Annotated in this window: 21 protein-coding genes; 9 read left to right on the top strand and 12 right to left on the bottom strand. The window is 72.7% G+C overall.

The window, feature by feature from the left end; genetic code table 11:
• Positions 1-22 precede the first annotated feature (22 nt).
• Positions 23-880 (top strand): alpha/beta fold hydrolase, encoded by an 858-nt coding sequence (locus IO30_RS0124790; protein WP_031146307.1) that lies wholly within the window; start codon positions 23-25, stop codon positions 878-880.
• Positions 881-976: 96 nt separating this feature from the next.
• Positions 977-1,129: a hypothetical protein gene (locus IO30_RS46065; RefSeq protein WP_167347281.1), complete on the top strand. Its 153-nt coding sequence runs from the start codon at positions 977-979 to the stop codon at positions 1,127-1,129.
• Between the two features lie 79 nt (positions 1,130-1,208).
• Here the strand turns inward: IO30_RS46065 and IO30_RS0124780 are convergent, their stop codons facing one another.
• The 4 genes from IO30_RS0124780 to IO30_RS0124765 all read right to left on the bottom strand — a co-directional run bounded on the left by IO30_RS0124780 (position 1,209) and on the right by IO30_RS0124765 (position 4,170).
• Positions 1,209-1,814: a MarC family protein gene (locus tag IO30_RS0124780; protein WP_031146306.1), complete on the bottom strand. Its 606-nt coding sequence runs from the start codon at positions 1,812-1,814 to the stop codon at positions 1,209-1,211.
• Positions 1,815-1,897: 83 nt separating this feature from the next.
• Entirely contained in the window at positions 1,898-2,761 is an 864-nt protein-coding gene (locus tag IO30_RS0124775; RefSeq protein WP_031146305.1) for a PHP domain-containing protein, read from the bottom strand.
• A 107-nt stretch (positions 2,762-2,868) separates the two neighbouring features.
• The gene (locus IO30_RS0124770) at positions 2,869-3,513 is read right to left on the bottom strand and encodes a DUF6758 family protein (RefSeq protein ID WP_031146304.1); all 645 of its coding nucleotides are present in this window, start codon (positions 3,511-3,513) and stop codon (positions 2,869-2,871) included.
• A gap of 72 nt (positions 3,514-3,585) precedes the next feature.
• A complete protein-coding gene (locus tag IO30_RS0124765) occupies positions 3,586-4,170 on the bottom strand; it encodes a suppressor of fused domain protein (protein WP_031146303.1) in 585 nt (194 codons plus the stop codon).
• Positions 4,171-4,547: 377 nt separating this feature from the next.
• Between IO30_RS0124765 and IO30_RS0124760 the strand changes: the two genes are divergently transcribed.
• Positions 4,548-5,669, top strand: a complete 1,122-nt coding sequence (locus IO30_RS0124760; RefSeq protein WP_031146302.1) for a magnesium and cobalt transport protein CorA — start codon at positions 4,548-4,550, stop codon at positions 5,667-5,669.
• Positions 5,670-5,740: 71 nt separating this feature from the next.
• Positions 5,741-6,253, top strand: a complete 513-nt coding sequence (locus IO30_RS0124755) for a hypothetical protein (protein WP_031146301.1) — start codon at positions 5,741-5,743, stop codon at positions 6,251-6,253.
• Between the two features lie 12 nt (positions 6,254-6,265).
• Here IO30_RS0124755 and IO30_RS0124750 read toward each other — a convergent pair whose 3' ends face one another.
• Positions 6,266-7,069 (bottom strand): hypothetical protein, encoded by an 804-nt coding sequence (locus IO30_RS0124750; RefSeq protein ID WP_234321495.1) that lies wholly within the window; start codon positions 7,067-7,069, stop codon positions 6,266-6,268.
• Positions 7,070-7,257: 188 nt separating this feature from the next.
• Here IO30_RS0124750 and IO30_RS0124745 point away from each other — a divergent pair, with 188 nt between their 5' ends.
• From IO30_RS0124745 to IO30_RS0124735, 3 genes are all read left to right on the top strand, one after another.
• Complete coding sequence (locus IO30_RS0124745) at positions 7,258-8,529, top strand: magnesium transporter MgtE N-terminal domain-containing protein (RefSeq protein WP_031146299.1); 1,272 nt, start codon at positions 7,258-7,260, stop codon at positions 8,527-8,529.
• A gap of 85 nt (positions 8,530-8,614) precedes the next feature.
• Complete coding sequence (locus IO30_RS0124740; protein ID WP_078903718.1) at positions 8,615-9,214, top strand: DUF1003 domain-containing protein; 600 nt, start codon at positions 8,615-8,617, stop codon at positions 9,212-9,214.
• 42 nt (positions 9,215-9,256) lie between these two features.
• Complete coding sequence (locus tag IO30_RS0124735; protein ID WP_373316466.1) at positions 9,257-10,423, top strand: Mrp/NBP35 family ATP-binding protein; 1,167 nt, start codon at positions 9,257-9,259, stop codon at positions 10,421-10,423.
• A gap of 72 nt (positions 10,424-10,495) precedes the next feature.
• Here the strand turns inward: IO30_RS0124735 and IO30_RS0124730 are convergent, their stop codons facing one another.
• The 5 genes from IO30_RS0124730 to sigE form a co-directional block, all read right to left on the bottom strand.
• A complete protein-coding gene (locus tag IO30_RS0124730) occupies positions 10,496-11,233 on the bottom strand; it encodes a hypothetical protein (protein ID WP_031146296.1) in 738 nt (245 codons plus the stop codon).
• A 145-nt stretch (positions 11,234-11,378) separates the two neighbouring features.
• On the bottom strand, positions 11,379-11,819 hold the full coding sequence (locus IO30_RS0124725; protein WP_031146295.1) for a sec-independent translocase: 441 nt from the start codon (positions 11,817-11,819) through the stop codon (positions 11,379-11,381).
• Between the two features lie 117 nt (positions 11,820-11,936).
• Entirely contained in the window at positions 11,937-13,367 is a 1,431-nt protein-coding gene (locus IO30_RS0124720) for a S1C family serine protease (RefSeq protein WP_037895033.1), read from the bottom strand.
• A gap of 54 nt (positions 13,368-13,421) precedes the next feature.
• On the bottom strand, positions 13,422-14,069 hold the full coding sequence (locus IO30_RS0124715; RefSeq protein WP_031146293.1) for a zf-HC2 domain-containing protein: 648 nt from the start codon (positions 14,067-14,069) through the stop codon (positions 13,422-13,424).
• On the bottom strand, positions 14,066-14,845 hold the full coding sequence (gene sigE / locus IO30_RS0124710; RefSeq protein WP_199920966.1) for an RNA polymerase sigma factor SigE: 780 nt from the start codon (positions 14,843-14,845) through the stop codon (positions 14,066-14,068). The genes IO30_RS0124715 and sigE overlap by 4 nt, the downstream gene beginning before the upstream one ends.
• A 179-nt stretch (positions 14,846-15,024) precedes the next feature.
• Here sigE and IO30_RS0124705 point away from each other — a divergent pair, with 179 nt between their 5' ends.
• Positions 15,025-15,687 carry an O-methyltransferase gene (locus IO30_RS0124705; protein WP_030385883.1) on the top strand — a complete coding sequence of 221 codons (663 nt, stop codon included), beginning with the start codon at positions 15,025-15,027 and terminating at the stop codon, positions 15,685-15,687.
• Between the two features lie 42 nt (positions 15,688-15,729).
• Here the strand turns inward: IO30_RS0124705 and IO30_RS0124700 are convergent, their stop codons facing one another.
• Together IO30_RS0124700 and IO30_RS43735 are read right to left on the bottom strand one after the other, a co-directional pair.
• Positions 15,730-16,347, bottom strand: coding sequence for a hypothetical protein (locus IO30_RS0124700; protein ID WP_031146290.1), 618 nt, complete (start codon positions 16,345-16,347; stop codon positions 15,730-15,732).
• A gap of 708 nt (positions 16,348-17,055) precedes the next feature.
• Positions 17,056-17,223, bottom strand: a complete 168-nt coding sequence (locus IO30_RS43735; protein WP_003966491.1) for a DUF3117 domain-containing protein — start codon at positions 17,221-17,223, stop codon at positions 17,056-17,058.
• A 333-nt stretch (positions 17,224-17,556) separates the two neighbouring features.
• On the opposite strand from IO30_RS43735, the gene chcB reads away from it, so the two are divergent.
• Positions 17,557-18,360, top strand: a complete 804-nt coding sequence (gene chcB, locus IO30_RS0124690; protein ID WP_031146288.1) for a 2-cyclohexenylcarbonyl CoA isomerase — start codon at positions 17,557-17,559, stop codon at positions 18,358-18,360.
• The last annotated feature ends 8 nt before the right edge of the window (positions 18,361-18,368 follow it).

Raw genomic sequence — 18,368 nt, 5'->3', positions numbered from 1 at the left:
TACGGGCCGGTAACCTCTGGCCATGAGCAAGCCGCCCTTCCTCACGCTGCCGCCCGTCGCCCGCGCCCGCCGCCTCGGCACCGCCCGCGGGGAGTTCGCCGTGCACGAGGCGGGTGCGCCCGTACGCGGCAGCGCCCTGCTGGTTCCCGGCTTCACGGGCAGCAAGGAGGACTTCATCGCCCTCCTCGAACCGCTGGCCGCCGCCGGGTACCGGGTGACCGCCGTCGACGGGCGCGGCCAGTACGAGAGCCCCGGCCCGCGCGAGGAGGCCCCGTACGCCCTGGAGGAGCTGGCCCGGGACCTGCTCGCGCAGGCCGCCGCGCTCGGCGGGGGGCCCGTCCACCTGGTCGGGCACTCCCTCGGCGGGCTCGTCTCCCGCGCCGCGGTGCTGCGCGACCCTTCGCCGTTCGCCTCGCTGACGCTGATGAGCAGCGGGCCCGCCGCGATCGACGAGGGCCAGCGGGCCCGTACGAAGCTGCTGGTGGCCGCCCTGGAGGCGCTCCGGGAGGACATGCCCGCGGTGTGGGCGGCGATGCGCGCGCAGGACGCACCGGACGTGGTCCCGGACTCCCCCGAGGTGGCGCACTTCCTGCGCGAGCGGTGGCTGGCGACCGTGCCCGAGCAGCTGATCGTCACGGGCCGCGCCCTGATCTCGGAGCCGGACCGGGTGGACGCCCTGGCCGCGGTCGCGCTGCCGAAGCTGGTGCTGTCCGGAACGGTCGACTACGCGTGGCCCGTTCCGCTGATGGACGACATGGCCCGCCGCCTGGAGGCCGAGCGGGTGGTGGTCCCGGGGGCCGAACACTCCCCCAACGCCGAGAACCCGCAGGTCACAGCGGGTGCGCTGGCTGCGTTCTGGAACTCCGTCGACGGCCAGTAGTTAGCCAGTGAAAAAATTTCCTTAGCGTAGGGAATGTTTGCCTCTTACACTTCGTTAACCCTGTGCAAGGAGAAACACCGACGAAGGGAGAAGCCCGTGCGCTTCGAGATTCTGCGCCTGGACGACGTCGACGGAACCGCCGTGGACAGCACCGTCGTGGACGCGGCCTCCGTCAACCGGATCGTGCAGCAGGCCGCGTACGTCGGCCAGCGCATTCTGATCCGACCGGCCGAGACGGCGTCCTGCTGACGCCGGGACACCCCACTGAACGTCTGCGCCCCCGCACCAGGACCCATGTCCGGTACGGGGGCGTTCGCGCGTGCGGGGGTCAGGCGCCCTGGACGACCTGGAGCACGCCGTTGATGATCTGCTGGACGGCGATCGCGGAGAGCATCATGCCCGCGAGGCGCGTCACGAGGACCACCCCGCCGTCCTTGATGACCCGGATGATCACCAGCGAGTAGCGCATGGTGATCCACAGCACCAGGTGCATGGCGAGGATCGCGGCCCAGACGGACACCTGTCCGCTGACCCCGTCCGCCTTCTGCACGGCCAGGATCACGGACACGATGGCGCCGGGCCCGGCGAGCAGGGGCATGCCCAGCGGGACGAGGGCGACGTTGACGTCCTTGGTCTGCTTCGGCTCGTCGGTCTTGCCCGTGAGCAGGTCGAGCGCGATGAGCAGGAGCAGCAGGCCACCGGCGATCATCAGCGCCGGGACGGAGACGTGCAGGTAGTCCAGGATCTGCTGGCCGCAGAGGCCGAAGACGGCGATGACGCCGAAGGCCACGCAGACGGCCTGCCAGGCCATGCGGCGCTGGACCTTGGCGGGGCGGCCCGAGGTGAGGGCGAGGAAGATCGGCGTGATCCCCGGAGGGTCCATAATCACAAAAAGCGTGAGAAAAAGGGATCCGAAGACGGCGAAATCAAACACAGTGATGCCTTGCAGGAGAGAGGGGTGTTGCGAAGAGGAAGCAAAGGGGTGGGGCGGGCCCGGATCCGGGGGAAGGAACCGGCCTAGCGCTCGATTCCGCCCGCGCCGGGAACGGGGAAGGCGCCGGTCGCACGGCGCGTGATCTCGCCGTAGATCTCGGGGTCGGTCGTGTACTCCCCGAGACGGCAGGTCTTGCGGCTGCCGTGGTAGTCGCTGGACCCGGTGGTCAGCAGGCCGAGGTCGGCCGCCAGTCCGCGCAGCCGGGCGCGGGTGGCGTCGTCGTGGTCCATGTGGTCCACCTCGATGCCGTCGAGGCCTGCGGCCGCCAGTGCGGCTATCGCGGACTCGGGCACGCAGGTCCCGCGCTTGACGGCGGCCGGGTGCGCGAAGACCGTGACGCCGCCCGCCGCCTTGACCAGGCGGATGGCGTCGAAGGGGTCGAGCTCGTGCTTCTCGGCGTACGCGCGGCCACCGTCGGCGAGCCAGGCCGGGGTGAAGGCGTCCGAGACGGTGCGCACGACGCCGAGTTCGACGAGCGCGGTCGCGATGTGCGGCCGGCCGACGGAGCCCTCGCCCGCGATCCGGGCCACCTGCTCCCAGGTGACGTCGACGCCGAGCTCCTGGAGCTTGCCGATCATGGCCTGGGCGCGGGGGGTGCGGTCGTCGCGGACGAGTTCCCGCTCGCGGAAGAGGTCGGGCTCCTGCGGGTCGAAGAGGTACGCGAGCATGTGCAGCCCGGTCCCGTCGAGGCGGCAGGACAGCTCGGCGCCGGTCACCAGCGTCAGCCCGGCGGGCAGGGCGGCGACGGCCTCGGCGTATCCGGCCACCGTGTCGTGGTCGGTCAGCGCGACCACGTCCAGCCCGGCGGCGGCGGCATTGCGCACCAGCTCGGCGGGGGTGTCCGTACCGTCGGAGGCCGTGGAGTGCGCGTGCAGGTCGATGCGCACAGCGGAGCTCCAGGGTTCGTACGGACGGGTGACACCCCAGGATAACGGGCCGGACGTCCCCGCCGGTCACACGCCGGACGACCGGCGGGGCGCCCCGCCGGCACGGTCTAGGAGGGCCCCAGGATGCGCGGGCTGAGGGCGCCGCAGGGCAGCAGTTCGACCTCGGCCCCCGCGTCGCGCAGGTCGGTGAGGACGAGTTCGTCGTACATCAGCAGGCCGGACTGCTCGGGCCAGACGATCGCCCACAGCCACAGGCCGCGCGCCTCGCCCGCGAACACGGCCCGGTCGTCGGGGGTCCCGTTGACGTGCCACAGCGCGGTCGGGCGGCCCGCCGCGACCACCTTGGCGTGGGGCGGCGCCGAGACGTTGATGGCCGAGCCCGGGTCGGGGCCGTCGATCCCCGCGTAGCGCGCACCGAGGCCGACGCCCAGTTCCTCCGCGACCAGCAGCAGCTCGCCGATCCCGCCCAGCGGACCGGGTCCCGAGCAGGCCACGGCCGTCGCCCGGCCGCCGCTGCGGTCGTCACCGGCGGACGCGACCCCGGTGAACAGCCAGCCCACCGGCAGCGGCCACGGCATCCACACGGGCACCTGGGCCCGGTGGACGACCACGCTCAGGGCCTCGACGCTCGGCGGGATGACGGGTTGCAGGGGGTGGACAGTGCCGTGGTCCGCGCACTGCCAGGAGTCGGAGAAGAGACCGGGCGCCCTGACCCGGCCACCGCACTTCGGGCAACTTGGTTCGCCCCTCATAAGAAGCCACGCTCCTCCCCGCCCGGCGCCCCGTCAAGACACGATCACCCGTCCGGGGGCGGAGCGCCCGGCTCAGTCCAGTGCGACTGCCGTACGCAGAGGGTCCCGCAGATCCGTGCCGCGCGCGAGCCAGCGTTCCTGGAGGGCGGCCGCGCCGTGCACCCGCTTCCAGGCGGCCTCGTTCGCCGTCATGGGCAGCAGGGGCAGGAAGTGCACGGGGTCCATGGGCTCGTCCAGCTCCAGGTCCGCCACCAGCCCGCCCGGTTCCGCCACCAGGACCGAGCTGAACGGCGCCCCTTCCCAGAGCGGTTCGCCCACGTCCAGCGAGGCCCCGGGGGCCACGATCAGCCCCTCGACCTGAGGGGAGGCCGCCAGCACCGCGAGCGGCCTCAGCAGCCGGTCGGTGGGCGCCAGGCCCGCCCGTACGGTCAGCACCAGCTCGGCGCGGGGTCCGCGCACGGGGTCGGCGACCACGGCGGTCGGGTCGGTCATCGGGTGCGCGGACATCCCGAGGGTCGCGTAGCGCACGAGGTCGTCCTCGGCGAAACGCAGTACCTCGATGCGGTCGGTGCCCAGGAAGGTGACGGCGGCGCGGGCGTCGGGTTCCCCGAACGCGGTGCGCAGCCGGGCCTCCACAAGGGCGAGAATTTCTGCCATGGAGCGAGCATAGAACTCGTATCAGCCGGGTAAAGGGCGGGTCTTGACCATCCGTCGGCTGATAGTGTTGACAGCTGTTCGGGGCCGCACGCAGAAGCAGTGTTTCGGTGCCCCGGATACAGGACGTCCCTCACGGGGGACCGGCCGGAGGAGGTGGGGCTGCGGTGGACCGAAGTCGATCGTGCAGTACCAATCGCTCTTCCACTTCTGTGACGGGCGCCTCCCGCCCCCTGTGATCTCCTGATCAGTAGAAGAGCGACGGCAGAACTTTGTCCTCCCGTCCTGCTTCCTTCCGCCTGCCCGGGCCTGCCCGCCCGCCGCAGGAGGAGGGTCTCCCACCCGTACGGTCCGCAGCCGTGCGCGCGAAGGAGCCTGCCATGTCGATGCTGCCCTACCTGCGTGCGGCCGTCCCGTCGCTGCGCAAGTCCACCCCGGCCCAGCCCGGCTACGACACCACCCGCGACCCGTCCGCGAGCAGTGCGGTGGTCGACTGCGCCGTGTACCGGGGCGGCCGGCGCGACGCCCCGGACCTGGGGGCGGCGTGCCTGACGCCGCGTGAGGCGATCCGCCGGGTCCGCGAGGACGGCGGGTTCGCCTGGATCGGCCTGCACGAGCCGACCGAGGCCGAGTTCGCGGGGATCGCCGCCACCTTCGGCCTGCACCCGCTGGCGGTGGAGGACGCCGTGCACGCGCACCAGCGGCCGAAGCTGGAGCGCTACGACGACACCCTCTTCACCGTCTTCAAGACGATCCACTACGTCGACCACGCCCAACTGACCGCCACCAGCGAGGTGGTGGAGACCGGCGAGGTGATGTGCTTCACCGGCCCCGACTTCGTCATCACCGTCCGGCACGGCGGCCAGGGCTCCCTCAAGGGGCTGCGCCACCGCCTCCAGGCCGATCCCGAGCTGCTCGCCAAGGGGCCCTCGTCCGTCCTGCACTCCATCGCCGACCACGTGGTCGACGGGTACATCGCGGTGGCGGCGGCCGTGCAGGACGACATCGACGAGGTGGAGAGCCAGGTCTTCGCCGCTCCCGCCAAGGGCTCCACGCGCGGCGGGGAGACGGGCCGCATCTACCAGCTCAAGCGCGAGGTGCTGGAGTTCAAGCGGGCGGTGTCCCCGCTGCTGCGGCCGATGGAGCTGCTGAGCGAGCGGCCGATGCGGCTGGTGGACCCGGACATCCAGAAGTACTTCCGCGACGTCGCCGACCACCTGGCGCGGGTGCACGAGCAGGTCGTCGGCTTCGACGAGCTGCTGAACTCGATCCTCCAGGCGAACCTCGCCCAGGCGACGGTCGCCCAGAACGAGGACATGCGCAAGATCACCTCCTGGGCGGCGATCATCGCCGTGCCCACGATGATCTGCGGGGTCTACGGGATGAACTTCGAGCACATGCCCGAGCTCCAGTGGAAGTACGGCTATCCGATGGTCATGGCCATGATCGCCGGGACCTGTTTCACCATCCACCGGGCGCTGCGCCGCCACGGCTGGCTCTGACCCCCGAGGAGCCCGTTCCGGGGGCCGGACACCCCCAGGGGGCCCGGGGTGCACCCCCTACTCTGGTCGGCATGACTCTCAGCACGCTCGACCTGGCCCTCGTCGAGGAGGCCACCAAGAAGTCCGGCCTGATCTGGGTCCGCGGCGCCGGGGCCGACCGCGCCCTGTGGCACGCCTGGGTGGACGGCGCGGCCCACGTCCTGGGCGACGGGCCCGGCGAGCAGCCGTTCCCGGGGCTGGCCGACGGCTCGGCCGCGGAGGTGACCGTACGCAGCAAGGACAAGGGCGGCCGGCTGGTCGCCTGGACGGCGACCGTACGGGAGCTGGCGCCCGGCAGCGAGCCGTGGGAGGCCGCGGTCGCCGAGCTGAAGGGCAAGCGGCTGAACGCGCCCGACTCGGAGCGGATGACCGAGCGCTGGGCCCGGGAGTGCCGGCTGCTGCGGCTGGAGCCGGAGGCCGTGCGCCCGGAGCTGCCGGCCGGATCGCTGGCCGCGGCGCCGCTGGAGTCGTCCGCGACGACCCGCGAGCCGGTCCCTGCGGGCCTGCCGAAGCTGCTGCTGAAGCGGAAGAAGGCCGCCCGCTAGCCGGTCACAGCCCTAGGGGGTGGTCGGGTTCGAGCCCTGGCCCGGCCCCTTGGACGGGGAGCCGGACGGGGAGCCGCCGGTCCCCTGGCCCTTCGTCGTCGGCAGCTGGGAGCCGTAGTCCACGGTCTGGTCCTGCGCGGGCGGCTCCAGCGGGAAGGCCTGCCCCCACTCCGCGAGTTCCACCCGGCCGGCGCCGCCGGCCCGCTCCATCAGCAGCGGGTACGGGGTCCCCTCCAGGGACACCGAGAGCTTGCCGCCCTTGCCCGCGTCCGCCGTGACCGGGACGGCGCGGGTGTGCCCGACCTTGCCGTAGGCGCCCTTGGCGAGCTTGCCGTCGAGGCCGAGCAGCCCGTCCAGCAGGACGTCCATGTCGGTGAAGCCGCGGAACTGCTTGTACGAGGGGTCGGCCTCGGGCACCTTCACGTACTTGTCGCCCAGTTTCCCGGCCGAGTCGGACTGCCCCCAGAAGGCGGCGCTGGCCTTCAGGTACAGCTGCTCCCCCACCCGCAGCAGCTGGAAGGTGTCCTCCTGCGACTTCACCTCGCCGGAGCCGCCGTCCGACTTCAGCCGCATGTCCAGGGTGAAGGTCTTGCCGCCGCTGACCAGGGTGCCGGAGAGGTGCACCGATTCCGCTTCCGTGGCGGCGGCCCTCGCCTTCTCCTCGATCTTCTCGGCGGTGAGCTTGCCGACCCCGTTCGTCCCCTTGTCGGGATCCTCCTCGCCCCCGCAGGCGGTGCCGGCGGCGGCCAGGCCCGCGCACAACGCCCCGATGAGGGCGACCCGGCGCAGGCGCGTGGCGGGGAAGGTGGCGGTCACGGGCGGAAGCCTCTCGTCGGCGGGCTACGGCAGCAGGCAGCGTACCCGCCCGTATGCCGCCGCCGGCGACCGCGCCCCGCACGTCCGTTCCTGCCCCGCCCGGACCGCCCCACCAGGACGCCTTCGTCCGGCACGGGCTAGCCTGAGGGGCGGCAGGACTGTCGATTGACGCTCTAGGAGGCGCTCGGATGGCTGCAGGCGCCCCGCGGATCTTCGTCTCGCATCTGTCGGGTGTGCCCGTCTTCGACCCCAACGGCGACCAGGTCGGCCGGGTCCGCGACCTCGTGGCCATGCTGCGCGTGGGCGGGCGCCCGCCGCGGCTGCTGGGCCTGGTGGTCGAGGTGGTCAGCCGCCGCCGGATCTTCCTGCCGATGACCCGGGTCACGGGAGTGGAGTCGGGGCAGGTCATCACGACCGGCGTCGTCAACATGCGCCGCTTCGAGCAGCGCCCCACCGAACGGCTGGTCCTCGGTGAACTGCTGGACCGGCGGGTGAAGCTCGTCGCGGACGGCGAGGAGGTCACCGTCCTGGACGTGGCCATCCAGCAGCTGCCGGCCCGCCGGGACTGGGAGATCGACCGGATCTTCGTGCGCAAGGGCAAGTCGGGCGCGCTGCGCCGGCGCGGCGAGACCCTGACCGTCGAGTGGTCGGCGGTGACCGGTTTCTCGCTGGAGGAGCACGGGCAGGGCGCCGAGAACCTGGTGGCCACCTTCGAGCAGATGCGCCCGGCCGACGTGGCGAACGTCCTGCACCACCTGACGCCCAAGCGGCGCGCCGAGGTGGCCAGTGCCCTCGACGACGACCGGCTCGCGGACGTCATGGAGGAGCTGCCCGAGGACGAGCAGGTGGAGATCCTCGGCAAGCTGAAGGAGGAGCGCGCCGCCGACGTCCTGGAGGCGATGGACCCCGACGACGCGGCCGACCTGCTCTCGGAGCTGCCGGAGGACGACAAGGAACGGCTGCTGACGCTGATGCAGCCGGACGACGCGGCCGACGTGCGGCGCCTGCTGTCCTACGAGGAGAACACCGCGGGCGGCCTGATGACCACCGAGCCGATCGTGCTGCGGCCGGACGCGACGGTCGCCGACGCGCTGGCCCGCGTACGGCAGGCGGACCTGTCGCCCGCGCTGGCGGCGCAGGTGTACGTGTGCCGCCCGCCGGACGAGACGCCGACGGGCAAGTACCTGGGCACGGTGCACTTCCAGCGGCTGCTGCGGGACCCGCCGTTCACCCTGGTCAGCTCGATCGTGGACACGGACCTGCCGCCGCTGCGGCCGGACGCCTCGCTGCCCGCGGTGACCACGCACCTGGCCGCCTACAACATGGTGGCGGTGCCGGTGGTCGACGAGAGCGGCTCGCTGCTGGGCGCGGTCACGGTGGACGACGTACTGGACCACCTGCTGCCGGACGACTGGCGGGAGACGGAATTCCATTCCGAGGAGGCCGTGCGTGGCCACTGAGCGAGGGCGCTTCGACCGGGGGCGCGGCGAGCAGGCGCGCGAACGGCGCCGGGAGCAGATCCGGGAGCGGCGCGAGCAGGCCCGGATGCAGGCGCGGGAGCAGGGGCTGGCCGCGGATGCGGCGGACCGGTCCGCCGAACGCGCCGGGAAGTCCGGCCCGAGCACCGGGGCGAGTGCGCTGACGCGTTCACGGGTCCGGCTGGACCTGCCGCGCGCCCCGCGCCGCTCGCTGCTGCCCGAGTACGACCCGGAGGCCTTCGGGCGGCTGTCGGAGCGGGTGGCGCGGTTCCTCGGCACGGGCCGGTTCATCGTCTGGATGACCCTGGTCATCATCGTCTGGGTGCTGTGGAACATCTTCGCGCCGGACGACCTCCGGTTCGACCAGTACCCCTTCATCTTCCTGACGCTGATGCTGTCGCTCCAGGCCTCGTACGCGGCCCCGCTGATCCTGCTCGCGCAGAACCGGCAGGACGACCGGGACCGGGTCAACCTGGAGCAGGACCGCAAGCAGAACGAGCGCTCCATCGCGGACACCGAGTACCTGACGCGGGAGATCGCGGCCCTGCGGATGGGCCTGGGCGAGGTGGCCACGCGCGACTGGATCAGGTCCGAGTTCCAGGATCTGATCAAGGAGATGGACGAGCGCCGTCTATTCCCGGCCGAGAGTGACGAAGGCGACCGTTAGCAGTCTGCCCCGCAGCATGCTACCGAGCCGTACCATCGGGGCATGGCTACCGACACATCCTCCGACGCCGCCGCCGTGCCCGAGCAGGACGCGATCCTCGACGCGCTGGCGACGGTGAACGACCCCGAGATCCACCGGCCGATCACCGAACTCGGCATGGTCAAATCGGTGGAGATCGGTGACGGCGGCGCGGTCGCCGTCACGGTCTACCTCACCGTGTCGGGCTGCCCCATGCGCGAGACCATCACCAAGAACGTCACCGAGGCCGTGGAGCGCGTCGCGGGCGTCACCTCGGTCGCCGTCACCCTGGACGTGATGAGCGACGAGCAGCGCAAGGACCTGGCGGCCACCCTGCGCGGCGGCACCGCCGAGCGCGAGGTGCCCTTCGCCAAGCCGGGCTCGCTGACCCGCGTCTACGCCGTCGCCTCCGGCAAGGGCGGCGTCGGCAAGTCCTCCGTCACCGTCAACCTGGCCGCCGCGATGGCGGCGGACGGTCTGAAGGTCGGCGTGGTGGACGCCGACATCTACGGCCACAGCGTGCCGCGCATGCTGGGCGTCGAGGGCCGCCCCACCCAGGTCGAGAACATGATCATGCCGCCGTCCTCGCACGGCGTGAAGGTCATCTCCATCGGCATGTTCACCCCGGGCAACGCGCCGGTGGTGTGGCGCGGGCCCATGCTGCACCGTGCGCTCCAGCAGTTCCTGGCCGACGTGTTCTGGGGCGACCTGGACGTGCTGCTGCTGGACCTGCCGCCGGGCACCGGTGACATCGCGATCTCGGTGGCGCAGCTGGTGCCGAATGCCGAGATCCTCGTCGTGACCACCCCGCAGCAGGCCGCGGCCGAGGTCGCGGAGCGGGCCGGCTCGATCGCCGTCCAGACCCACCAGAAGATCGTCGGCGTCGTCGAGAACATGTCGGGCCTGCCGTGCCCGCACTGCGACGAGATGGTGGACGTCTTCGGCTCGGGCGGCGGCCAGAAGGTCGCCGACGGGCTGACCAAGACGGTCGGTGCGAGCGTGCCGGTGCTGGGTTCGATCCCGATCGACGTCCGGCTGCGCGAGGGCGGCGACGACGGCAAGCCCGTGGTCCTGTCCGACCCGGACTCCCCGGCGGGCGCGGCCCTGCGGGCGATCGCGGGCAAGCTGGGCGGCCGCGCGCGCGGTCTGTCGGGCATGTCGCTGGGCATCACCCCGCGCAACAAGTTCTGATCCGCAGTCACGCGAAGGGCGCCGCTCACCGAGCGGCGCCCTTCGCGTGTCCCGGCCGCCGCCGGGGAGCGGCTATTCGTACGTCGCCAGGTCCGAGATGACCGAGAAGCCGAGGCCGTAGGCGCTCATGCCGCGCCCGTACGCCCCCAGGTGGACCCCGCTGCCGGTCGATCCGGCGAGCACCCAGCCGAACTCCGACTCGCGGTAGTGGAAGGGCGTGGGCTCCCCGTCGACGGGCAGGGACAGCGTCGACCAGTCCTCGCCGGCGAGGTCGTCCGCGAGCTCCCAGGCGGCCTCGGTCTGCTGGTCGAGCCAGTCGCTGCGCAGGGAGTGGTCCATCTGCCCGGGCCAGCTGTAGGCCAGCAGCCCGGAGCCGGCCAGCCAGGCCGCCGAGGAGACCGAGGTGGCCTCCAGGACGCCGGTGCCGTCGCCGCTGCGGCGCAGCGGGTTGCTCGCCACGGTGACGACCACGGCGAAGCGCTCCTTCTCGCCGGTGGCGATCTCGCCGCGGGCCGAGGGCTCGTCCCCGTGGCCGGTGGAGCCGTGCTCCACGGTGCCGTCGGCCGCCACGCCCACCTGCATGAGCCAGCGGGGGCCGGTGAAGGCCCCGTCCAGCCCGTACCAGGGGAAGTCGGCCCGCAGGTACCCCTCGGCGGTCCGGCGGGCCCCAGGGACGGGCGCGGTGGCTTCTCCTGGTGCGGGCTGCGCACCCGCCTGCGCGGCGGTCTGCGGTTCCTGCGCGGGTGCGGCGGCGGGAGCGGGTGCTTCGGCGGACTGCGTCCCTACCCGGCTACTGCTCGTCGTCTCCATCTGCGCGGCCTCTCGTTCCGTGGGGTCCGAAGCGGCCCTCCCCCACACTTCGCTGGGGGGACCCCCGCCCTCGGTCGTCCTGGATCCGGACTCATGGAGGATAGCCATCCGTCTGCGGATCGCCGGGCAGGCTGGGGGGTGCGGCTCAGGTGGCGTCGGCGTCGAAGCGTGCGCCGCGGTCCGCCGCGGGGGCCGCGGGCTTCTTCACGAGGTCGGGTGCGGCGGGGGACGCGCCGGGGGCGGCGGAGGCCGGGGCGGGGTCGGTCTCCTTGCTGTTCACGGCGTCGGTGACGTCGTTCAGCTCCTTGCGGAGATCGAAGCTGCTGCGGATCTCCTTGAGGTCCTCGTTCTCGCCCAGCTGCTTGCGGATGAAGGTCTTCGGGTTCAGGTCCTCGAACTCGAAGTCCTTGAATTCCGGGCCCAGTTCCGAGCGGATGTCCTGCTTGGCGCTGTCGGAGAACGCGCGGATCTTCCGGATCACGCCCGTGACGTCCTGGATGACCTTGGGCAGCTTGTCCGGACCGAAGACGAGAATGGCGAGCACCACGATCGTGACCAGTTCGAGTGCGCCTATGTCGTTGAACACCTTGCCGCTCCTCGGCTCTCTTCACTTCGGGCCCCGACACACGGTACCCGGCCCGGTCCGCGGGCCCATACCTGCGTGCCGCTTCCGCCGCGGTTTCACCCGCACGTCATGGCGCGCTCATGAGCCGTTCGCCGACCCGAGGACCACCTCCAGCGTGCGCTCGCGGCCCTCGCGGAGCACCGTGAGGGCCAGCCGGTCCCCCGGGCGGTGGGCCCTGATCTTGATGATCAGCTCGTCGCCGCCGCGCACCCGCTGGCCGTCCACCTTGGTGATCACGTCGCCGGGCCTGATCCCGGCGCGGGCGCCCGGCCCGTCCGCGACCACGGTGGGCTTGCCGTCGTCGCCCTTGTCGCCGACCCGGGCCCCGGCGCCGGTCCAGTCCATGTCGAGGGTGACGCCGATGACGGGGTGGGTGGCGCGGCCGGTGGCGATGAGTTCCTCGGCGACGCGCTTGCCCTGGTTGATGGGGATGGCGAAGCCCAGCCCGATGCTGCCGCCCTGGCGGGTGGGGTCGGTCTTGTCGGCTCCGCGGATCGCGCTGTTGATGCCGACCACCCGGGCCGAGGCGTCGAGCAGCGGGCCGCCGGAGTTGCCCGGGTTGATGGGGGCGTCCGTCTGGAGGGCGTCCACGTAGCTGATGTCGCTGCCGTCGCCCTTGTCGCCGCCCGCGGTGACGGGGCGGCCGGTGGCGCTGATGATGCCCGAGGTGACGGTGTTGGACAGGTCGAAGGGGGCGCCGATGGCCACCACCGGGTCGCCGACCTTCACGTTCTCGGAGTTCCCCAGGCTCAGCGGCTGGAGTCCGCGCACCCCGCTGACCTTGACCACGGCCAGGTCGTAGCCGGAGTCGCGGCCCACCAGCTCGGCGGTGACGCTCTCGCCGGTGCTGAAGGTGACCGCTATCTCCTTGGCGTCGCCGACGACGTGGTTGTTGGTCAGGATGTGGCCCTGCGGGTCGAGCACGAAGCCGGTGCCGGTGCCGCTGCCCGCGGTGCCCCGTACGTGCAGGGTGACCACTCCCGGCAGTGCGGTGGCCGCGATCCCGGCCACGCTCTCGGGTGCCCGGCCCCGGTCCGCGGCGGCGGACTGCGGCAGCTCCAGGCGGGTGCTGCTCTGCCGCTCGGCGAGGACGCCGACGTAGCCGCCTATGCCGCCGGCGAGCAGGGCCACGGCCGTGCCGAAGGCCAGCAGGTGCCACAGGCGGACCGGACGCGCCCCCTTGCCCTGGTCCACGGCCTGCAACGGCTGGTCGCCCCAGGGGTCGTAGCGGGGCACCCGGGCAGCGGACCCGTCCGGGCCGGGGTACGGGTCCTGGTCCGGGTCGGGGTCCGGATACGGGTCGGGGTCCTGGCGCTGCGGGAGCTCCTCGGCAGGGCCGGACGCGGGGTCCTGCCCCGGGCCGTCGGCAGCGGCCGGGTCCGGGCCCCCGGCCCGGTCGCGGTCGGCTTCGGGGCGCGGGGCGGGCACCCCGTCGTGGCGGGGTTCCGCCGACCCCTCGGGCCGGCTCCACCAGGACGGAGCCGGATCGGTCTGCTGCCTGTCGGCCATGGGCGCTCCCCGCGTACTCATGCGCATGTGCCGCAGATTCAACCAGGTCCCGCGTCAGCGCAGGAGCGAGACCGGTCGGGCCGACGCCTGCGGGGAGGGGTGGAGCGGCGGCAGGAGCGTGGGGACGGCGCCGGGGGTCGGCAGCCGGTCGCGGACGACGGCGTCGGACACCGACACCGCGGGGCCGGGCCGGGAGGCGGGGGCGGGGGCATCGCCGCGGGCGTTCGGGTCGACCGTCTCCAGCGGCAGCGAGCCGCCGAGGGCGAGCGCGGCCAGCGAGACGGCCCCGGCCGCGACGAAGGCGAAGCGGCGGCGCGGGCGCCCCACCTCATGGATGCGGAAGCCCTCCTCCTGCTGCGGCCTGGCGGCCGTCGGCAGGGCGTACGCGAAGGAGGCGAGGGGATCGGGGCCGGCGGTCCCGGCCGGGCCGGACGGCCCCAGGGGCCCGGACGGTCCCTCGGGTCCGGTACCCGGCAGGCCCTGGAGCCGTGCCAGCAGTCCGGCGGACAGCGGCGGCGGCGCGCTCTCCACGAACATGGTCTTCAGACGGCGCTGCGCGTCGGCCTCGGCCTTGCACTTGGCACAGGTGGCCAGGTGGGCCAGGACCCGCTCGCGGGCGTCGTGCTTCAGCTCCCCGTCCACCAGGGCGGCCAGCCGGTCACCCAGATGCTGTTCGGCGGGGGATGGACTGACTCCGCTCACTCGGCTCCGCCCTCTCCCCCGGCTCCCGGGGCGCCCACGGCCACGCCCGCCAGCGCGCGCTGCTCGGCGCGGGCCTCGGGAGAGCGGTGCTTGAGCGCCTTGCGCAGGTGCGAACGGCCCCGGTGGATGCGGCTGCGCACGGTGCCGAGCTTCACGCCGAGCGTGGCGGCGATCTCCTCGTACGACAGGCCTTCGATGTCACACAGCACCACGGCGGCACGGAACTCGGGCGCGAGGGTGTCCAGCGCCTGCTGGACGTCCGCGTCGAAGTGGGTGTCGTGCAGCACCTGCTGCGGAGACGGCTCGCGGCTCGGCAGCCGCTCGGCGGCGTCGTCGCCGAGCGCGTCGAAACGGATGCGCTGCTTGCGGCGGACCATGTCCAGGAACAGGTTCGTGGTGATCCGGTGGAGCCAGCCCTCGAAGGTGCCGGGCGTGTAGGTGGACAGCGAGCGGAAGACGCGGACGAAGACCTCCTGGGTCAGGTCCTCGGCATCGTGCTGGTTGCCCGTCAGACGGTAGGCAAGGCGGTAGACCCGCGCGCTGTGCGTGCTGACGATCTCCTCCCATGAAGGAGGGGTCCACGCCTGGGAGCCCGCATCGGCGGCAAAGGTCGCGGTGGTTGCGGTGTCTGCGGTGTGGAAGCGGTCAGCAATGTCGGTCACGGATTTCGGCTCACCCGCCGACCGGAAGAGGCGCCTCAATGCGCCCCTGCGATCCACAGGCGCAGCCGCACCTCCCCTGTCGGCTCTGGTGGTGTCCAGTGGAGTCCCTACCATAGCCACCCCCTCCGTCAGCTCCGGATAAGCGTTTTTGCATTAACTTTGCACGGGACTTGGGCCCCGGACCGGCTCCGGGCCGCCGTTCTGCCCGGCACCGTCCCTTCTTATCCCGCGTCTACCCCTCACAACGCCCGGTCCCATCTGCGGGTTCCCGACGTCAACGGATACAGTCACCGTTGCGCCAACTATGGGGACAGGAGAGGGTCATTACCGGCAACCGGCAGACGAGCTGGGCGTTCGCCGACGCGTTTGTCGCCGAAGACGACGCTCTGCGATGGGCCCGCGACCGGTCCAGGGAAGCGGGCCTGCGCTCCGTCTCCCCCGGCACCGGGGCCGCGCTGCGCCTGCTTGCCGCCACCGCGGACGCCAAGGCGGTCGCCGAGATCGGTACCGGAACCGGCGTCTCCGGCATCCACCTGCTGCACGGGATGCGCCCCGACGGGGTCCTGACCACGGTGGATCCCGAGGCCGACCGGCAGGCCTTCGCCCGCCAGGCCTTCCGCGCGGCGGGCTTCGCGGGCAACCGCGCCCGCTTCATCCCCGGCCGCGCCCTCGACGTCCTGCCCCGGCTCGCCGACGGCGGGTACGACCTCGTCTTCTGCGACGGCGACCCGTCCGAGTCCCTCGACTACCTCGCCGAATCGTTGCGGCTGCTGCGCCCGGGCGGGCTGGTCTGCTTCGAGGGAGTCTTCTCCGACGGCCGTACGGTCGACTCCGCGGCCCAGCCGGTCGAGGTGCTCCGGGTCCGCGAACTGCTGCGCAGCGTCCGGGAGAGCCCGGCGCTGGAGGCCGCCCTGCTCCCGGTGGGCGACGGCCTGCTGTGCGCCGTGCGGCGCTGAGGCCCGTACCGCCCCACCGCCGCACCGCCGCATCGCCCCGCGTCAGCGCAGCAGCACGAAGGTGAGCGCCGCCGTGCTGCCGAGCGCCGAGCCCGCGAGGAGCTGGGCCGGGGTGTGCGCCCGGAGCGCCAGGCGGGACCAGCCGACGGCCACGGCCACCGGGACGGCGAGGAGCATCGGCGCGCCGAAGGCGATCAGAAGGATCATCACGGTGCCGCCGGCCACCGACATGTGGACCGATATCTGCCAGCCGAGGGTGACCAGCAGGGACGAGGCGAGTCCGACGAGCATCGCCACGACCAGCGCGCTGACGTCCGCCGGGGCTCCGAGGACGTGGACGAGGGCGATCCCGGCGACGACGGAGACGAGGCTCAGCGCCATCGGCAGGACCCGCTGACGGCGCACCCGGATGTGCTGGTCGGTCAGGGCGCCCCGCCGTACGCCGAACATGATGATCCCGATCGGGATCACGCCGCAGAAGAACGCGGCGAGCAGCCCCCAGCCGAGGCCCGCCCAGGACCCGGTGCTGTGCCAGCCGATCAGCAGGAGCAGGCCCACCACGAGGTTCCCGGGGGCCAGGCCGTCGGAGAGGACCCGGGCCGCCTTCAGACGGGGGCCGCAGTCCGCGAAGGCGGGGGGCGCGGGCGGGGAAAAGGTCATGGCACGGCTCCGGAGGAAGGACACGTCGCGAGGGGACGTGTCAGGCGAGGAAGGCGGGGCAGGGGCGCGGAAAGAGGAAACGAGGAACGGAGCGGAAGCGGAAACCGGCAGCGGAAGCGAGAGCGGGAAGCGGGAGCAGGAAACCAGCAGCGGGAGCGAGAGCGGGAAGCCGGCAGCAGACGGGGTCGCACCCGAAGGCACCGGAGACCCGGGCGCGCCGAGCGGTGCCGCCGGGCCGACGGCCACCGGCAGCGGAGCCGACGACCGCGGCTGCGGCCGCCAAAGGCCGGCGCGGCGCCGGCGCCGGAGCGGCGCAGCACCGGGACGACGGCCGGCCACCGGAGCACCCGAACGCCCGCCCGCGGCAGAGCACCCGCGGGTGGCGCCACCGGAGCGGCGCAGCACCGGGACGACGGCCGGCCACCGGAGCACCCGAACGCCCGCCCGCGGCAGAGGACCGGCGGACGACCGCCCCGGCGACCCAGCGGTCCGACGGCTCCGACGGCTCCGACGACCAGCGGCCCGGCAGCCCGGCAGGACGACGACCCGACGGAACGACGACCCGGCAGCCCGACGACCCAGCGACCCGCGGCCCGACGGCCGGAAGGTCCGACGCCCCAGCGCCCCAGCGGGCAGCACAACGCTGCCCCGACCGCTCATCGCGGTCGGGGCAGCGCAGAAATCAGGTGGAGAAGTGCGGTCAGCGGGTTAGCCGACGACCTTCTTCAGGGCGTCACCCAGGGCGTCCGCCTCGTCCGGGGTCAGCTCGACGACGAGCCGACCGCCGCCCTCGAGCGGTACGCGCATGACGATGCCCCGCCCCTCCTTGGTGACCTCGAGCGGGCCGTCGCCCGTCCGCGGCTTCATGGCCGCCATGCTCGTTCCCCTTCCTGAAACCAGCTCATCGTCAGCCGACGGCCCCATTCAGGCGCCTAGTACCCGGCATCGAACACATTGCTTCCCAGCCATTATCCCGCATGTCAGGACCCGATGACCAACATCGCCCGGGAACGCTTGTGCAACGCGCTCGACCAAAACCACTCATTTCGGGGACCCGCCTGCGATACTTCGCCGCTGCCCCGGCCGAACCGCATGCGCTTTCTTTGACGCACATCACATGTGCCGTTCACGTCCGGTCCGCCATGCTGGCCCTTGCACCTGCCGATACCGGCCGGTAGCCAAGCCCGCGACGAAGGGGGACCCCCTGCCATGGCCGACAGCGTGCTCTACGAAGTGACCGACGGACTCGCGACCATCACGATCAACCGTCCGGACGCGATGAACGCCATGAACACGGAGGCCAAGGTCGCCCTGCGCGACGCGGTCCTGGCGGCGGCCGGGGACACCGCGGTGCGGGCCGTCCTGCTGACCGCGGCGGGCAACCGGGCCTTCTGCGTCGGCCAGGACCTCAAGGAGCACATCGGGAACCTGGCGGCCGACCGCGAGGGCGGCTCCTCGCTGACGATGACCACCGTGTCGGAGCACTACAACCCGATCGTGCGGGCGCTCACCGAGATGCCCAAGCCGGTGGTGGCCGGCGTGAACGGCGTCGCGGCCGGAGCGGGCTTCGGCTTCGCCCTGGCGGCGGACTTCCGGGTCGTCGCCGACACCGCCTCCTTCAACACCTCGTTCGCGGGCGTCGCCCTGACCGCCGACTCCGGGGTCTCCTGGACCCTGCCCCGGCTGATCGGCGGCTCGCGCGCCAGTGACCTGCTGCTCTTCCCGCGCTCGGTGAAGGCCCAGGAGGCGTACGAACTCGGCATCGCCAACCGGCTGGTCCCCTCGGACTCCCTGCACGCGGAGGCCGAGTCGGTGGCCCGCGCGCTGGCCTCGGGCCCCACGGTCGCCTACGCGGCGCTGAAGGAGTCCCTGGCGTACGGGGCCTCCCACTCCCTCCCCGAGGCGCTGGAGCGCGAGGACGCCCTCCAGACCCGCGCAGGGGCCTCCGCCGACCACGGCATCGCCGTCGAGGCCTTCCTCGCGAAGCAGCCGCCCAAGTACCTCGGGCGCTGAGCGGGCCC

Origin of the sequence: Streptomyces xanthophaeus (assembly GCF_000725805.1) — a bacterium.
Taxonomy (GTDB): Bacteria; Actinomycetota; Actinomycetes; order Streptomycetales; family Streptomycetaceae; genus Streptomyces; species Streptomyces xanthophaeus.
This window is presented reverse-complemented; position numbering and strand designations above follow the sequence as displayed.

Coding starts and splice junctions, on each gene's coding strand:
- IO30_RS0124720 (WP_037895033.1), bottom strand. CDS start 13,367: ATGGCCGACAGGCAGCAGACCGATCCGGCTCCGTCCTGGTGGAGCCGG.
- IO30_RS0124790 (WP_031146307.1), top strand. CDS start 23: ATGAGCAAGCCGCCCTTCCTCACGCTGCCGCCCGTCGCCCGCGCCCGC.
- IO30_RS0124765 (WP_031146303.1), bottom strand. CDS start 4,170: ATGGCAGAAATTCTCGCCCTTGTGGAGGCCCGGCTGCGCACCGCGTTC.
- IO30_RS0124730 (WP_031146296.1), bottom strand. CDS start 11,233: ATGGAGACGACGAGCAGTAGCCGGGTAGGGACGCAGTCCGCCGAAGCA.
- IO30_RS0124770 (WP_031146304.1), bottom strand. CDS start 3,513: ATGAGGGGCGAACCAAGTTGCCCGAAGTGCGGTGGCCGGGTCAGGGCG.
- IO30_RS0124735 (WP_373316466.1), top strand. CDS start 9,257: ATGGCTACCGACACATCCTCCGACGCCGCCGCCGTGCCCGAGCAGGAC.
- chcB (WP_031146288.1), top strand. CDS start 17,557: ATGGCCGACAGCGTGCTCTACGAAGTGACCGACGGACTCGCGACCATC.
- IO30_RS43735 (WP_003966491.1), bottom strand. CDS start 17,223: ATGGCGGCCATGAAGCCGCGGACGGGCGACGGCCCGCTCGAGGTCACC.
- IO30_RS0124745 (WP_031146299.1), top strand. CDS start 7,258: ATGGCTGCAGGCGCCCCGCGGATCTTCGTCTCGCATCTGTCGGGTGTG.
- sigE (WP_199920966.1), bottom strand. CDS start 14,845: ATGGTAGGGACTCCACTGGACACCACCAGAGCCGACAGGGGAGGTGCG.
- IO30_RS0124755 (WP_031146301.1), top strand. CDS start 5,741: ATGACTCTCAGCACGCTCGACCTGGCCCTCGTCGAGGAGGCCACCAAG.
- IO30_RS0124740 (WP_078903718.1), top strand. CDS start 8,615: ATGCAGGCGCGGGAGCAGGGGCTGGCCGCGGATGCGGCGGACCGGTCC.
- IO30_RS0124700 (WP_031146290.1), bottom strand. CDS start 16,347: ATGACCTTTTCCCCGCCCGCGCCCCCCGCCTTCGCGGACTGCGGCCCC.
- IO30_RS0124760 (WP_031146302.1), top strand. CDS start 4,548: ATGTCGATGCTGCCCTACCTGCGTGCGGCCGTCCCGTCGCTGCGCAAG.